General features: G+C 68.1%; 15 protein-coding genes. 11 read left to right on the top strand and 4 right to left on the bottom strand.

All coding sequences use genetic code 11. From position 1 onward, the window contains the following. Window positions 1–81: 81 nt before the first annotated feature. On the bottom strand, window positions 82–2,220 hold the full coding sequence (locus HNR51_RS18435; RefSeq protein ID WP_182555908.1) for a heavy metal translocating P-type ATPase: 2,139 nt from the start codon (window positions 2,218–2,220) through the stop codon (window positions 82–84). Window positions 2,221–2,284: 64 nt separating this feature from the next. On the opposite strand from HNR51_RS18435, the gene HNR51_RS18430 reads away from it, so the two are divergent. The 3 genes from HNR51_RS18430 to HNR51_RS18420 all read left to right on the top strand — a co-directional run bounded on the left by HNR51_RS18430 (window position 2,285) and on the right by HNR51_RS18420 (window position 4,496). Continuing rightward, window positions 2,285–2,707, top strand: a complete 423-nt coding sequence (locus tag HNR51_RS18430; RefSeq protein ID WP_182555907.1) for a MerR family transcriptional regulator — start codon at window positions 2,285–2,287, stop codon at window positions 2,705–2,707. Between the two features lie 138 nt (window positions 2,708–2,845). Further along, window positions 2,846–3,802, top strand: coding sequence for a cation diffusion facilitator family transporter (locus HNR51_RS18425; RefSeq protein ID WP_182555906.1), 957 nt, complete (start codon window positions 2,846–2,848; stop codon window positions 3,800–3,802). A 7-nt stretch (window positions 3,803–3,809) separates the two neighbouring features. Further along, on the top strand, window positions 3,810–4,496 hold the full coding sequence (locus HNR51_RS18420) for a ZIP family metal transporter (RefSeq protein ID WP_182555905.1): 687 nt from the start codon (window positions 3,810–3,812) through the stop codon (window positions 4,494–4,496). 59 nt (window positions 4,497–4,555) lie between these two features. On the opposite strand, the gene HNR51_RS18415 is transcribed toward HNR51_RS18420, so the two are convergent. Continuing rightward, window positions 4,556–4,960, bottom strand: a complete 405-nt coding sequence (locus HNR51_RS18415; RefSeq protein WP_182555904.1) for a flagellar basal body rod C-terminal domain-containing protein — start codon at window positions 4,958–4,960, stop codon at window positions 4,556–4,558. 523 nt (window positions 4,961–5,483) lie between these two features. On the opposite strand from HNR51_RS18415, the gene HNR51_RS18410 reads away from it, so the two are divergent. Next, window positions 5,484–6,230, top strand: a complete 747-nt coding sequence (locus tag HNR51_RS18410) for a response regulator transcription factor (protein WP_239681567.1) — start codon at window positions 5,484–5,486, stop codon at window positions 6,228–6,230. Further along, window positions 6,227–7,558 (top strand): ATP-binding protein, encoded by a 1,332-nt coding sequence (locus tag HNR51_RS18405; RefSeq protein ID WP_182555902.1) that lies wholly within the window; start codon window positions 6,227–6,229, stop codon window positions 7,556–7,558. Before HNR51_RS18410 ends, HNR51_RS18405 begins: the two co-directional genes overlap by 4 nt. 8 nt (window positions 7,559–7,566) lie before the next feature. Here the strand turns inward: HNR51_RS18405 and HNR51_RS18400 are convergent, their stop codons facing one another. Continuing rightward, complete coding sequence (locus tag HNR51_RS18400; protein WP_182555901.1) at window positions 7,567–8,262, bottom strand: YoaK family protein; 696 nt, start codon at window positions 8,260–8,262, stop codon at window positions 7,567–7,569. A 278-nt stretch (window positions 8,263–8,540) separates the two neighbouring features. Here HNR51_RS18400 and HNR51_RS18395 point away from each other — a divergent pair, with 278 nt between their 5' ends. Further along, complete coding sequence (locus HNR51_RS18395; protein ID WP_182555900.1) at window positions 8,541–8,804, top strand: hypothetical protein; 264 nt, start codon at window positions 8,541–8,543, stop codon at window positions 8,802–8,804. Between the two features lie 223 nt (window positions 8,805–9,027). Here HNR51_RS18395 and HNR51_RS18390 read toward each other — a convergent pair whose 3' ends face one another. Beyond that, entirely contained in the window at window positions 9,028–9,255 is a 228-nt protein-coding gene (locus HNR51_RS18390) for a hypothetical protein (protein ID WP_182555899.1), read from the bottom strand. 192 nt (window positions 9,256–9,447) lie between these two features. Between HNR51_RS18390 and HNR51_RS18385 the strand changes: the two genes are divergently transcribed. The 5 genes from HNR51_RS18385 to HNR51_RS18365 all read left to right on the top strand — a co-directional run bounded on the left by HNR51_RS18385 (window position 9,448) and on the right by HNR51_RS18365 (window position 15,464). After that, the gene (locus HNR51_RS18385) at window positions 9,448–9,786 is read left to right on the top strand and encodes a hypothetical protein (RefSeq protein WP_239681569.1); all 339 of its coding nucleotides are present in this window, start codon (window positions 9,448–9,450) and stop codon (window positions 9,784–9,786) included. Between the two features lie 124 nt (window positions 9,787–9,910). Then, window positions 9,911–11,278, top strand: a complete 1,368-nt coding sequence (locus HNR51_RS18380) for an efflux RND transporter periplasmic adaptor subunit (RefSeq protein WP_182555897.1) — start codon at window positions 9,911–9,913, stop codon at window positions 11,276–11,278. An 11-nt stretch (window positions 11,279–11,289) separates the two neighbouring features. After that, complete coding sequence (locus HNR51_RS18375) at window positions 11,290–14,535, top strand: efflux RND transporter permease subunit (protein WP_182555896.1); 3,246 nt, start codon at window positions 11,290–11,292, stop codon at window positions 14,533–14,535. 5 nt (window positions 14,536–14,540) lie between these two features. Next, window positions 14,541–14,894: a hypothetical protein gene (locus HNR51_RS18370; RefSeq protein WP_182555895.1), complete on the top strand. Its 354-nt coding sequence runs from the start codon at window positions 14,541–14,543 to the stop codon at window positions 14,892–14,894. 27 nt (window positions 14,895–14,921) lie between these two features. Continuing rightward, the gene (locus tag HNR51_RS18365; protein WP_182555894.1) at window positions 14,922–15,464 is read left to right on the top strand and encodes a threonyl-trna synthetase; all 543 of its coding nucleotides are present in this window, start codon (window positions 14,922–14,924) and stop codon (window positions 15,462–15,464) included. The last annotated feature ends 23 nt before the right edge of the window (window positions 15,465–15,487 follow it).

Genomic DNA, 15,487 nt, shown 5'->3' with positions numbered 1-15,487 from the left:
ACCTCGAAGCGTTGCGTGACACTCTCCCGTTAATGACGTCGCACACGGATGGGGCATCACGTGGTGGGAGCCTGACGGGCCTCAGTCGCCCGATCCTCCCTCTCCAAGGAGCCGCAACGCGTTCGCCGTCACCAGCACCGTTGCCCCGGTATCCGCTAGGATGGCAGGCCATAGGCCGGTGACCCCAAGAACCGTCGTGACCAGGAACACCGCCTTCAAGCCGAGCGCCAGGGCGATGTTCGTCCTGATGTTGAACAGCGTCCGGCGCGACAGTTCGATCATTCGGGCGATGTCTGCGACGCGTCCGTGCAGGGCCGCCGCGTCGGCCGTCTCAAGCGCCACGTCGGTGCCTCCGCCCATCGCGATACCGACGTCCGCGGCCGCGAGCGCCGGCGCGTCGTTGATGCCGTCGCCGACCTTCGCCACCACGGCACCAGTGGCTTGGCGCTCGCGCACGATACGCTGCTTGTCCTCCGGCAGGAGTTCGGCCTGCACCTCGATGCCGAGCGCGTCCGCCACGGCCCAGCCCGTCCGCGCGGTGTCGCCGGTCAGCATGATCGCGCCGATGCCGAGCGACGCAAGGCGGTCGACCCCCTCCCTCGCGTCGGACCTGGGCTCGTCGCGCATCGCGAGCAGCCCGGCTACCGCCCCGTTCGCGAGGAGCACCGACACGGTCTTGCCCTCGCCCTGGAGCCGGGAGACCCGCTCCTCCTGATCGCGCGTGAACGGCACGCGCGCGCCGGCTTCCCTTGGCGAGCCCAGGAACAAATCGAGTCCCCCGACCTTGCCGGCGACGCCCTTGCCGCCGATTGCCTGGGCCCCGAATGCCGGGGGCACCGGCGCTCCGGCCTCGGCGGCCTTGGCCAACACGGCCCGGGCGAGCGGGTGCGAGGAGCCGCCCTCAAGGGCGCCCGACAGCGATAGCACGTCCCGCTCGGACCTCTCGAATGCCACCACGTCCGTCACGACAGGCTTGCCCTCCGTCAGGGTTCCCGTCTTGTCGAAGGCGACCGTCGTCACCGAGGCCAGCCGCTCAAGGACGGCGCCGCCCTTGATGAGGAGCCCGCGCCGGGCCCCGGCCGAAATGCCGGCCGCGATGGCCGCCGGAGTTGAGATGACGAGCGCGCAGGGGCAGCCGATCAGCAGGATCGCCAACCCCTTGTAGACCCAATCCCCCCACGCGCCGCCCGTGAGGAGCGGCGGGACCACCGCCACCAAGGCGGCCACCGCGACGACGGCGGGGGTGTAGACCCTGGAGAACCGGTCGATCAGGCGCTCGGTCGGCGCCTTCGCCTCCTGCGCCTCCTCCACCAGTTGCACAACCCGGGCGATGGTGTTGTGCTTGGCAGCCGCAGTCACTCGGACGCGGAGCGCCCCGTCGCCGTTGACCGTCCCGGCGAAGACTGCGTCGCCAAGCTCCTTGCGCCTCGGCACGCTCTCGCCGGTGACCGACGCCTCGTCGACGTCGCTCCCGCCGTCGAGGATGGTCCCGTCCGCCGGGACGCGGTCACCCGGCCGCACCAGCACGGTGGCGCCGACCTTGAGGCTCGCGGCGGGCACAGACTCGGTCGTGCCGTCGCGTTCCAGCAGCGCCGTCTCCGGGACGAGACCGGTCAACCCACGGATGCTTGCCCGGGCCCGGCTGGCAGCGACGCCCTCCAGCACTTCGCCGATCAGGAACAGGAAGACGACGGTCGCCGCCTCCTCGGTCGCCCCGATGACGGTCGCGCCGACGGCGGCGACCGTCATAAGCATCTCGATGGAGAAAGGCGTCCCATGCCGGGCGGCCAAGATAGCTCGTCGGGCAACCGGCACCAGCCCGACCGCCATGGCCGCGAGGAAAGCCCAGCGCTCGGTAATTGGCGCGACGTGCCCGAGCACGTAGGCTGTCACCAGGGCCGCGCCGCAGGCAGCCGCCAGCAGGGCTTTCGGCGCTCTCCACCAAGGCGCCTCAGCGGTATTCCCCGACGCCACGGCGTCCGGGTCCTCGGCCCCGTAGCCGAGGCCGCGGACGGTGTCAGCGATCATTCTCGCATCGGTGCCGGGTCCGTGACGCACCGCGAGCGTCTCGGCGGCGACCGAGACCTGCACCTGCGCGATGTCGGGCAGGCGGCGCACGGCGGCCTCGACCTTCGCCGCGCAGGACGCGCAGTCCATGCCGGTCACCCGCAAGCGGGTCGTCGGGACGTTGGTCCTGTCCAGGGTCGCTGCTTCGGTCACGGCGGATGCCTTCCATGTGGTTGAGGCGACCCTACTTCCTCTAGCGACTAGAGGAGCAAGTGCCTTGAAGCCCATCGCAATCGGGGAATTGTCGCGGCAGGCAGCCGTGAAGGTGCCGACCATCCGATTCTACGAGGAGCGCGGGCTCCTGCCGCGCGCGTCCCGAACGGAAGGCAACCGGCGAACCTACGGCGCGGCCGACGTGCGCAGGCTCCGGTTCATCCGGCACGCGCGTGAACTCGGCTTCGAGATCGAGGACATCCGTGCCCTGCTCGACCTCGCCGAGCAGCCGGAACGCCCGTGCGGGGAGGTGGACGCCATCGCCCGCCGGCACCTCGCCGACATCGACGACCGGATCGCGCGGCTCGCCGGGCTGAGGGCGGAGGTCCAGGCGATGCTCGATGAATGCTCGCGGGGCCGCGTACGGGAATGCCGCATCGTCGAGGTGCTGGCTGATCACGGCGAATGCCTGCACGAGGAGCACTGAGGACTTCGGGCGCTCGGGATCGGATTTTTCGCGCATTTCGCGTTCGGAAAGCCCTTGCTCCTCCAGTCGCTAGAGGAATTAGGCGTGCCGCAGATGTCGGATGCCCCGTCGAGGGCGTGAAGGCGAGCGGATATCCCGATGACCGAACACGCAGATCGCTCCGTCAGTGCCCTCAGTGACGGCGGTGGACACGAACACGACCATTCCGGCCACGCCCATGCGCCCGTCGATTTCGGCAAGGCCTTCGCGGTCGGCATCGGCCTGAACGTCGCCTTCGTGATCGTCGAGGCGGTCTACGGCGTCTGGAGCAACTCCCTCGCCCTCGTCGCCGACGCGGGGCACAACCTCTCGGACGTGCTCGGGCTCGCCGTCGCCTGGGCCGCGGCCGTTCTCGGGAAACGGGCGCCGACGCCGCGCTACACCTACGGCATGATGGGCTCCTCGATCCTGGCCGCCCTGTTCAACGCGGTCATCCTCCTCGTCGCCATGGGCGCCATCGCCTGGGAGGCGGTCCGGCGCTTCGGCGAGCCCGCACCGGTGGCCGGGACCACCGTGATGGTGGTCGCCGGCATCGGCATCCTGATCAACGGCATCACCGCCTGGCTGTTCGCATCGGGGCGCGAAGGCGACCTCAACGTGAAGGGCGCCTTCCTGCACATGGCCGCCGATGCCGCCGTCTCGGCGGGTGTCGTCGTCGCCGGCCTGCTGATCGCCCTGACGGGTTGGCGTTGGCTCGATCCGGTGACCAGCCTGCTCATCGCCGCGGCGGTCGTATGGAGCACCTGGGGACTTTTGCGCGACAGCATGCGGATGTCGCTCGGCGCCGTGCCTCCCGGCATCGACCCGGACGCCGTGCGCGCCCATCTGCGGGGCTTGGAGGGCGTCACGGCCGTCCACGATCTCCACGTCTGGCCGATGAGCACGACCGAGGTCGCCCTGACGAGCCATCTCGTGAGGCCGGACGGCACGGACGACGCCTTCCTGATGCGGGCCGCACGCGAATTGAGGGACCGGTTCGGGATCGCCCACGTCACGCTGCAGGTCGAGACCAGCGAGGCGACCGCCTGCGCCCTGGCCCCGGACGGCGTGGTCTGAACCTACGATGCAAGCCTGGCTCTATACCCTCATCCCGGCAGCAGCCGCCGTCCTCGGCGCCGCGGTCGCCGTCAACATGCGGCCAGGACCCGTCCTGGTCAGCGCCATCCAGCACTTCGCCGCAGGCGTCGTATTCGCCGCGGCGGCGGGCGAGATCCTGCCTGACCTCAAGCATGCCGGATCGCCCTGGGCCACCCTGGTCGGCGGTAGCGTCGGTGTTGCCGCCATGCTCGCGGTTCGCACCCTGGAGCGTCGGGTCAGAGGTCCGGTCGGTCTGCTGACCGTCACCGGAATCGACATCCTTGTGGACGGGCTCGTCCTCGGCATAGCCTTCGCAGCGGGCGCCAAGGCCGGTTTCCTGCTCACGGTCGCCCTGACCATCGAGGTACTGTTCCTCGGCCTGACCGTCGCGAACGAACTCGGCGAGGGTGGAACCTCGAAAGCCAGGGTGGTCGGCTTGACCGCCGCCCTCGTCGTCCTGCTGCCGCTCGGCGCCCTGCTCGGCGGCCCGGTCGCCACACTGCCATCGGCCATCCGCGGCGGTTTCCTCGCCTTCGGCCTGATCGCGCTCCTCTATCTCGTCACGGAGGAACTGCTGGTGGAGGCCCACGAGACGGAGGACCGCCCATGGGTGACCGCGATGTTCTTCGCAGGTTTCCTGCTCTTGCTCCTGCTCGATGAACTTGTCGGTTGAGGGCGCATGCGCCGGCCGCGTTCGGCACGTTATCATGAAATGCTTTCGTGTCGCCGACATCAGCTCTTCAGTAGCGCGAGCGTCTTTCCTTTCAGGTCGTCAAAGGTTGCGATGGTACGTAGATTTGCCTCGTACGCTCGCATGGCAGAGCGCAGGTCGGACATCTCGACCGTAGGGCGGACATTCGGAAGCTTGAGGTTGCCGCCGGCATCGGCGGCGGGGTGCCCGGGACTATGAACCATCGGGAATTCGGTCTTGTCGCGTACGATCCGGATGGCCGGTGCCTCCTCGGTGTTGCCCGTGATCGGCTCGAACACCGCAATCTTGCGCCGATAGGGTTCTCCGTCCGGGACGGACGCCGTGGAATGCGCGTTGGCGATGTTCTCGACCGACACGCGCATGCGACCCTGATGAATGCGGAGGGCGGCGGACGCCAAGCTCGGCCCGGAAATGTCATCTTTCATTGCCGCCAGCCTCCTTCTTGCCGGCAACTCGTCCCGGCGAGCACAGTTATGTTAACCAAACCTAATAGCTTATAGTTAAAAATAAATTAATATGTGCTTCATGGAGTTGGAAGAAGCTGACCGCCCGGCCGTCAGAGCTCAGTAAAGTTCGGCGATGACCGCGAAACGCGACCAATTCTTGAGCCGGGAACACAAGCAAGTTATCATTCGATGGCGTCTTGAGTCCATCATCTGCAGCCGAATTAATGGTAGAGATTGTACTAAATCGGTGTTGAATGCCTTGAATATAAAATATTTAGATGTCAAAGTTACCATAAATAGGTATGTATGCTACTGCGGCAAGAAATATATGCATCCAATTAATTAAGTCAGACATAATTTATTCCGAAAATTTTGGATACATTCTCAAATAACTCTCATTGACGTTCGTGGCCAACTCGATGAGGGTTCTCTGATGCGTTGGCTGGATCTGGCGGAGGCTTTCTCCGCAATGGACCTCGCGCGATGGATGAATCGGTGGCTGATGGAACGCGATGACAGGCCTGGAGCGGGCTCCGCCCAGGAACACATCCTCCTGATCGAAGACGACGACGGCATGCGGGTGTTGGTCACGCGAATCCTGAGGGAGAGCGGCTACCGCGTCACGGGCTGCCGGAGCGGCGCCGAGATGTGGTCGCTGCTCCCCGGGCAGTCGGTCGATCTCGTCCTGCTCGACGTGATGCTGCCCGGTGCCTCCGGCTTCGATCTACTGAGGGCGCTGCGCACCAAATGCACCGTGCCGGTCATCATGCTCTCCGCCCGCAACGAGGAGGCGGACCGGGTACTCGGACTGGAACTCGGAGCCGACGACTACGTCGCCAAGCCGTTCGGCCGGCCGGAACTCCTGGCCCGCATCCGCGCGGTGCTGCGTCGGACCGCCGTCGCGCCGACCGCCACCGCGGGGGAAAGGGCACAGGTTCTGACCTTCGCCGGCTGGCGGCTCGATTTGCGCAGCCGACAGCTGACCGATCCCGAGGGGGCCGCCGTCGACCTATCGGGGGCCGAGCACGACCTGCTCATGGTGTTCCTGGAGCGTCCCGGGCGCGTGCTTGGCCGCGAGCAGATCCTGGAGATGAGCCGCGGCCGGCTCGCCGCCCCGTCCGACCGTAGCGTGGACACGCTGGTCAGCCGCCTCAGGCGCAAGCTCGAACCGCCCGAGGGCACGCTCCCCGTGATCAAGACGGTTCGCGGCTCCGGCTACATGATGGCCGCCAAGGTCGAGCGGGCATGAAATTACTGGTCGATCTAGCCCGCAGCCTGGAGGGGCGCACCGTCGCCGTGCTGTTGCTGGCGGTACTCGTGGTCCACGGGGGCGCGTTGCTGCTGTACCGTCAGTCGGCGGCGGCGGCGGCCGACGAGGCGTTCGCCAACGAGGTGGCACGACAGCTCGGCTTGGCGCGGGAAGCGGTACTGCGGCGACCGCCGGAGGAGCGCGGCATCGAGGCGAAAGCCCTCTCGTCGGGTCATTTCGAGATAGGCTGGGAGCGGGGATCATCCGCCGAGACCGGCAAGACCGACCCCGCCTTGCGCGGTCTGCGCGACCGCGTCCTGGAGATCGAGCCCGTGCTCGGCCCGGGTCTGGCGCTCGCCCTGGCGGCGCCGGACGAGCCGCTGCACCAACAGGACCTGCGTGGCGCCTTCCCGCTACCGGACGGCAGCTTCCTGACCTTCCGGTCCGCCCATTCACCTCACTTGGTCCACCTTGCGCCCTGGGCGTATCTCGCCACCGCGATGGCCATCCTGGTCGGCGTCGCCGCCGTCGTGCTGGTGCACCGGATCGCCGGCCCGCTCAGGGAACTGACGCACGCCACCGTCCGGATCGGGCACGGTACGGTCGTGTCCGTGCCTGAGGTCGGACCGGACGAGACCCGGGGGATCGGTCGGGCGCTGAACGCGATGCAAGGGCGCATCCACCGCCTCGTCGCGGAACGGACGCAGGCCTTGGCGGCGGTCTCGCACGATCTGCGCACGCCGATCGCCCGGCTCCGTCTTCGCCTGGACAAGGTCGATGACGTCGCGGACCGCCGTGCCATGGCTGCTGACCTCGACGACATGCAGGCCATGATCGACGCGACGCTGTCGTACCTGCGTGGCGAAGCCGACCCGGAGCCACGGCAGGTCGTAAACGTGGCAAGCGTGCTGATGAGCGTCGCCGACGCCTCCGCGGACGCGGGCCGTGAGGTGGGCTACGACGGCCCGGGCCGGGCGCTGGCGTCGGTACGTCCGGTCGCCTTCCGCCGCGCGGTCGAGAACCTTGTCGACAACGGTGTACGCTACGGGACCCGGGTCCGGGTTGGCATGGAGATCGAAGAGGCCACCCTGGTGGTGCGCATCGACGACGACGGCCCCGGCATCGCGCCGGAGGACGTCGCCCGGGCCTTGCAGCCCTTCACCAGGCTGGAAGGGTCGCGCAACCGCAACACGGGCGGGACGGGTCTCGGACTGACCATCGCCCAGCGCGCGGTAGAGGCGGACGGCGGCACGCTCGTCCTGTCGAACCGGCCGGAGGACGGCCTGCGGGCCGAGATCCGCCTGTCGAGGTCGAAGGGACGCGGCTGAAACGCCGCCTACCGGGCGGTCGCCGGTGCGTCGGGGTGTGCGTCCGGCTGCGCCGACCACTCGTTCGAGACGTAGCCGCTTCCAGGCAGTGCCACCGTGAGGATGATGCCGGCGACAGCCAACGACGCGGAGAGGGCCGCCGGAACGAGGAAGGCATCGGGTCCGAGGGCCTTCTGGATGAAGCCGCCGGCGACGGCGCCAATTGTCAGGCCCGCCCAAAGCGGTGCCTGGAGCCAGAACGACGGCGCGGGCTTGTGCAGGACCATGTTCGCCAGACCGGTCCCGAAACGGACGACGGTTCCGGTGACGTAGGTCAGGGCGAGGCTCCGCCCGGCCTCATCCTGCAGGGTCGCATTCAGCATGCCGAGGGCAAGGACGACGGGATAGGCGTGAAGAGGAAACGCATCTGGGGCCTCCGGCAGGATGTTCCCAATGGACAGCAGGGCGGCCTGCGCGCCGAGCAGGACCGAAAGACGCCACCGCCCGGCCCAGGCCGCGACTAGGGTGCCGACGAACGCGCCGAAGCAGAACAGCGCGATGGTGCTGCCGAACCTGGCGACGCCCGACCAATCGAAGGAACTTGCCGCGACGCCGAACCGGGTCGTGTTCCCGCTCATGAACGACATGAACAGTTGGGAGTGTTCCAGGAAGCCTATCGAGTCGGCCGCACCGGCAAGGAAGGCCAGCGCGACGGCCAGAGGCACGCGGGTCTCGGGTCTCGACGGAAAGGATTTGTCCACTTGGCCACCTGTCGCTGCCGCATCGGATCTCGCCGGGGTCGCGTTCGACCCGGCGTCCGGTCCTGCGGGGAGCCGGTAGGGATACGTCGATCCCATGGCTGAGGCTTTGCTCGACCTTGACGAAGTGTGTCGGCACGCGTGCCTGACACACTTCGTCACGAACGCGGCGAACGGCAGTCAAACGGGTCGGCTATCTCCACTCCTCAAGCGGCCGATGGGGCCGATAGAAGGAAGACAGATCGATGAAGCGTACGCTTGCCGCCGTTTTCACCGCCGTGATGCTGGCCGGAGCGGCGACGCCCGCCCTCGCGGTCGACGGGCACGGCAACGCCTCCAACCCTGAGCGCAGCGTCCCGAACTCGGGCGACGTCTCCGGCGGACCCGCCCACCGTGACGATCCGCGGGTGCGGGAGGCGCAGGAGAAAGGCCCGGACGGCAAGCCCGCGCACCGCGAAGGCGACGGCCACGCGCACGGGCACAGCCTGGACAAGCCCGGCAAGAAGTAAGCTTCCCACAAGGTGACACGATGAGCGGGAGATGCGCGATGCGGTTGCTGCCCCTGCTTGTCGTCTTCGCGCTCCTGGCAACGGGCCTCGGCTATGCGCTCGCGGCGTCCCCTTGCATGGATGACAGTTCACGGTGCGGGAATGCCCCCTCACGCACCGTGGAAACGCCCGCCTCGACGAAAGTCGGGGCGGGCGCCCACCATGATCCTTTTGTTCGGAGCCTTCAGTCGTCGAAGTCGTGGTGAGGGCGGCGCTCAAAACCGTGGCGGTCATCGTCCCGGTAGTCGTGATGACGGCGACGAACCTCCACGTGGTCGTGGTCGCCGTGATGGTGACGGCGCACCTCCTCGTGATGGTGGGGAGGTGGTCCGTAGCCGTAATATTGGGCCGACGCGGCCACGGGGGCCGACACGGCGGCGGCGGTCATGAAGGCGATCAAGAGACTTTTCATGGTCGGAGGTCCCTTTCCTGATCGCAACAGGTTCCACTGACGACTTTGAACAGGGTGTGAAGCAACCGTTGAGGCAGTGTCCGGCCAGGAATGCCTTCACCACGAGAGGCGATCATAGCTTGCGACATAGCCTCTGAAACGCACATAAGGACGGCGATGAGTTCGGCGCAGCGCCATAGGACCTTTGAGGCGATGACGGGGTGGTGGGCAACCGCCGCCCTCGCACTCGTCCTGGCGCTGGCCATCGCGATGTCGACCACTGGGCTGGCGTCGGATCTTTCCCATCATCAGGGCCATCCGGGCCACGACCGGACCGAGCTCTCGTTCGTCACGGACACGGCCTCCGGCGTGGATCAGGCCTCCGATACCGGGGCAACCGGCCATGTCGATTGCGGCTGCCACGTCGCCCTGAGTGCGGTCGTCGCCGGCGGTGCCACGCCACGGAACGGCATGCGTCCGTCCTTCGCCACGTTGTCCGAGATCGTGTCCTTGGTCTCTCCCGACCGCCTGCCACGGCCGCCGCGCATCTGAGGTGACGCCGCAAAGGCGGCGCGTCCCGAATCCGGGTCCTGGCGACCCGGGCCATCTCCTCACGTTACCGACCGCGATTGTCGGGCATGCCTTCATCGGCTCCCGGCACGACCGAGCAGGCATCATGCGCATCCTTCTGACCGCCCTCATCCTGGCCGCCGGCGTTCTCGTGGGCGCTGGCGTTCCCGCCGTCTCCGGCTTCGTCCAGGGTCTGCTGACCTCGGTAGGCCTGCCCCCGAGCGTCCTCACCTTCGCCGACGGTCCCGCCAGCGCAAAATCTGCCGAGGCTCCGGCCGACGATGCCGGGCATGCCGAGGGTGATGGCCACGCCCATGGCAAGCCGTCGGCCAAGCCCAGGGCTGGGCAGGCCCAAGGCGAGCACGAGCACTCCGAAGCCGAAGGCGAGGAGGGGCACGTCAAGATGACCGCCGAGCAGATCGAGAACCAAGACATCACGGTGGCCAAGGCCGAGGGCGGCACCCTGTCCCGCCACATCCTGGTGCCCGGCACGATCACGCCCGACACCGACCGGATCGCGCGCGTTCCGGCCCGGGTCGTCGGCACCGTCGCCGAGATGCGCAAGCGCCTCGGCGATGCCGTCAAGAAGGACGAGGTCGTCGCCGTCCTCGACAGCCGCGAGGTCGCGGACGCCAAGAGCGAGTACCTGACCGCCTCGGTGAAGGCCGACCTGGAGAAGACCAACTTCGAGCGGCAGCAGGCGCTCTGGGACAAGCGGATCTCGGCCGAGAGCGCCTTCCTGAACGCCAAGGCCGTCTATTCCGAGGCGACGCTTCGTCAGGATCTGGCGCGACAGAAGCTGTCGGCGCTCGGTCTCGACGCGGCGGCGGTGGCCAAGCTGGCCAAGCGCGACGAGACCACCCCGAACCTGTCGAGCCTGCGACAGTACGAACTGCGCTCGCCGATGTCGGGGCGCATCGTCGAGCGTAAGGTCGACGTCGGCACCGCGGTGGGCAAGGAAGGCGACCCCTCCGACCTCTACACCGTCGCCGACCTCTCGACAGTCTGGATCGAACTTGCCGTTCCGACCTCGGAACTCGCCAAGGTCAAGGAAGGCGCCACCGTGACGGTCGCGCCGGGCCAGGAGGGCGGCGAGCAGCACGAGAAGGGCAAGGTCGTATTCGTCAGTCCTTTCCTCACCGCCGACACGCGTGCCGCCAAGGTCATCGTCGCCCTGCCGAACAAGAACATGGCCTGGCGTCCGGGCACCTACGTCACCGCCGAGGTCGAGATCTCGCGGGATGCCGTTCCGGTCAGCGTGCCCAAGGCGGCCCTCCAGACCGTCGAGGGCAAGCGCGTCGTCTTCGTCCGTACGGACGAGGGTTTCGAGAAGCGTGAGGTCGAACTTGGGCGCTCCGACGACGACGCCTACGAGGTCGCCTCGGGTCTCAAGCCCGGCGAGGCCATCGCCGTCGGCAACACCTTCCTCCTCAAGGCCGAGCTCGGAAAGAGCGAAGCCGACCACGCGCATTGAGGGCGCGGGACATGATTTCGAAGATCCTCGACTTCTCGGTCCACCAGCGCTGGCTCGTGCTGCTGCTGTCGCTGCTGGCGGCGGGGTTCGGCGGCTATGCGGTGACCAAGCTACCCATCGACGCCGTCCCGGACATCACCAACAACCAGGTCCAGATCAACACGACCGCGCCCTCGCTCTCGCCCGTCGACATCGAGAAGCAGGTCACCTACCCGGTCGAGACCGCGCTCGCCGGCATCAAGGGGCTTGAGTACACCCGCTCGCTCTCGCGCAACGGCTTCTCGCAGGTCACCGCCGTCTTCGCGGAGAAGCTCGACATCTACTTCGCGCGCCAGCAGGTCGCCGAACGCCTCTCGCAGGTGAAGCAGGACCTCCCGCCCGGCGCAGAGCCCGCCATGGGCCCGATCTCGACGGGCCTGGGCGAGATCTACATGTGGTCGATCCACTACGCGAAGCCAGGCGAGCGCAAGGTCTCGGCCGCGGGCAAGCCCGGTTGGCAGCCGGACGGCAGCTACCTGACGCCGGAAGGCCAGGGCCTCAGGACGGAACTGGAACAGACCGCCTACCTGCGCACGGTCCAGGACTGGATCATCCGCCCCCAGATCAAGACGGTCCCGGGGGTCGCCGGCATCGACGGCATCGGCGGCTTCGAGAAGCAGTACCACGTCCAGCCGGACCCGACGAAGCTCGCCGCCCGCGACCTGTCCTTCGGCGACGTCGCCCGCGCCCTGGAGACGAACAACGCCAACCAGGGCGCGCGCTACCTGGAGGACAACGGCGAGGGCTACGTCGTTCGCGCAGCCGGGCGCCTGGAGAGCATGGACGAGATCGGCGACGTGGTCGTCGCCACGCGTGCCGGCGTCCCGGTGCGCATCCGGGACATCGCCGAGGTCCGCATCGGCAAGGACCTGCGCACCGGCTCCGGCAGCGAGAACGGCCAGGAGGTCGTGATCGGCACGGCCCTGATGTTGATCGGGGACAACAGCCGTAAAGTCGCCGCCGCGGTCGACGCGCGCATGGAGCAGATCCGCAAGTCGCTGCCGCCGGGGGTCGAGGTGCAGACCGTCCTCGACCGTACCCGCCTCGTCGAAGCCACCATCAAGACCGTGGCCAAGAACCTGTCCGAGGGCGCCGCCCTCGTCATCGTCATCCTGTTCCTGCTGCTCGGCAACATCCGCGCGGCCATCATCACGGCGCTCGTCATCCCGGTCGCCATGCTGATGACCATGACCGGAATGGTCGAGGCCAAGATCTCGGCCAACCTGATGAGCCTGGGCGCCCTCGACTTCGGCCTCATCGTCGACGGGGCGGTCATCATCACCGAGAACGCCCTGCGGCACCTCGCCGAGAAGCAGCACGAGCTCGGGCGGGCCCTCGCCACCGAGGAGCGCCTGCAGACGGTGCGGGCCTCGGCGGAGGAGATGATCAAGCCGTCGCTCTACGGACAGGCCATCATCATCCTCGTCTACGTGCCGCTCCTGACCTTCACCGGGGTCGAGGGCAAGATGTTCGAGCCGATGGCCCTGACCGTCATCATCGCGCTCGTGGCCGCCTTCGTCCTGTCGCTGACGTTCGTGCCGGCCCTGATCTCCATCGTGATCACCGGCAAGGTCACCGAGGAGGACAACCTCATCATCCGGGCGCTCAAGGCCGCCTACCGGCCGGTGCTGGCCTCTGCTGTCCGCGCGCCCGTCGCCTTCGTCGCCGGGGCGCTCCTGCTTCTCGTCGGTGCGGGAATCCTGTCCACGCGCCTGGGCACCGAGTTCATCCCGCAACTCGACGAGAAGAGCATCGCGCTGAACGCGACCCGCATCCCCTCGACCTCGCTGACCCAGTCGCAGGCGATGCAGTTGAAGGTCGAGCAGGCCGTGTCGAAGTTCCCTCAGGTGGCTTACGTCTTCTCGAAGACCGGCACGGCGGAGGTCGCCTCGGACCCGATGCCGCCGAACTCGTCGGACACCTTCGTCATCCTGAAGCCTCAGGAGGAATGGCCCGACCCAAGCCTGTCCAAGGCGGACCTGCAGGAGCAGATCGAGAAGGCGGTCGGCGAGCTTGCCGGCAACGTCTACGAGTTCTCCCAGCCGATCCAGCTGCGCTTCAACGAGCTCCTGGCCGGCACCCGCGGCGACCTCGCCGTGAAGGTATTCGGCGAGGAGTTCGAGCCGATGCTCAAGGCGGCGAACCAGGTCGCCCAGGTGCTGCGCGGCATCACCGGGGCGGAGGACGTCAAGGTCGAGCAGACCGCCGGCCTGCCGTTCCTGGAGATCAAGATCAACAAGGCCGAGGCCGCCCGCTACGGGCTCAGCATCGGCGCCATCCAGGACGTCGTGGGTGCGGCCATCGGCGGCAAGGATGCGGGCGTGGTGTTCGAGGGCGACCGGCGCTTCCCCATCGTCGTGCGCCTGAACGACAAGGTGCGCGAGGACCGCGAGGCCCTGGAGAACATCCCGGTGCCCCTGCCGCCCGGCCCCGGCGGTCGCGCGAGTTCGGTGCTGCTCAAGCAGGTGGCTTCGTTCTCGGTGACCGAGGGTCCGAACCAGATCAGCCGCGAGAACGGCAAGCGCCGGGTCGTGGTCACCGCCAACGTGCGCGGCCGCGACATCGGCTCGCTGGTGGCGGAGGCGCAAGGAAAGGTCGCCACCCAGGTCCAGCTTCCCTCCGGCTACTACGTCACCTGGGGTGGCCAGTTCGAGAACCTCGCCTCGGCCAAGCAGCGCTTGCTGGTGGTGGTGCCGGTCTGCTTCTTCCTGATCTTCCTGTTGCTCTACTCGGCGCTGGGCTCGCCCCGGGACGCCCTGCTCGTGTTCAGCGCGGTGCCCCTGGCCCTGACCGGCGGCATCGCGGCGCTGTGGCTGCGGGGCATGCCCATCTCGGTGCCGGCGGCGGTCGGGTTCATCGCGCTCTCGGGCGTGGCGGTGCTGAACGGGCTCGTCATGCTCACCTTCATCAAGCAACTCGTCGCCGAAGGGCGGCCCAAGCGCGAGGCCATCCTCGAAGGCGCCATGACCCGGCTGCGGCCGGTTGCGATGACGGCGCTCGTGGCCTCGCTCGGCTTCGTGCCGATGGCCATCGCCACGGAGACCGGCGCCGAGATCCAGCGGCCGCTCGCGACCGTGGTCATCGGCGGCCTGATCAGTGCGACCCTGCTCACGTTGGTCGTGCTTCCGGCCCTGTACGCGCGCTTCGGCAGGGTCGAGACCGCGGAGGCGGCCGACCCGGTGCCAGCGGCCTCCCGGCAGCTCAAGGCGGCGGAGTAGCGTTGATGGGAAGGGTCCTGTCGAACGTGCTCGTCTGGTCCGGCTTGATCCTGGCCGCTCAGGCCGGGCCGGCCAAGATCGTCGGCATCGGGGCCGTCTCCTGCGCCCGGTTCGGCGCGGATGCCGCGGCGCATCCGGCCGCGGAGCGCGACTACTTCGCGTGGGCGCAGGGGTTCATGAGCGGTGCCCTGATCCGGGCGCCGGACGGGGTCGACGAAGGCTTGGACCTCGCGCCGCCGTCCATGCCCCTGGCCGCACAGGCGGACTTCCTGCGTGCGTACTGCGCGGCCAATCCGGCCACGGATTATTCGGAAGCCGTTCGCGCCCTCTACCACCGACTGCGTGGACCCGCGTCCTAGAAACCGGGTCCGATGGGGAACCGAGTGATGAAGTGGCACCTGCGCGTCCTTCACGCGGCGGCCTTCACGGTCGCGCCCGCCATTGCCGCCGATGCGGGCGAAGCACCGTTCGGCCTCGCGTGGGGACCGCTCTCCGAAGTGCCCCGTCCGCTGAAGGTCGACCGCGAGGCGAACCTGACGGCCCTGTACTACCCGCGGGGCTGGCGGCCGGCCACGGGAGCCGGGACGGCCGAGGTCATCCTGGTGATCTGTCGGACCGAGGGTTTGCAACAGGTGGTGTGGGTCGGCGTGCCACTTTCGGGTGACGACCTCGCGAGGGCGCGGCGGGCCATCCACGACGAGGGGGTTCGCCGCTACGGCGAACCCGAGCCCGGACCCACGGCGGATGCGGAACTCTGGCGCGACGGGCAGGCGCTGTTGGCAAGTCGCGAGACGGCGGACGGAAGGCGCGAACTGGTCATGACGACGTTCGGTCCCGATTACCCGGCCTGTTCCAGGACCCATCGCGTCGAAGCCGGGCATCCGGCGGGCGCGCACGTGGCCGAACTGATCGGCACCAACCTGCCCTGAGACCTTCGGTCGGAAACATCATC

The sequence above is a fragment of the Methylorubrum thiocyanatum genome, from assembly GCA_014138645.1.
In the GTDB taxonomy this organism is placed as follows: Bacteria; Pseudomonadota; Alphaproteobacteria; order Rhizobiales; family Beijerinckiaceae; genus Methylobacterium; species Methylobacterium thiocyanatum.
The sequence above is the reverse complement of the archived record's forward strand: the minus strand, read 5'-3'. Positions and strand labels throughout refer to the sequence as shown.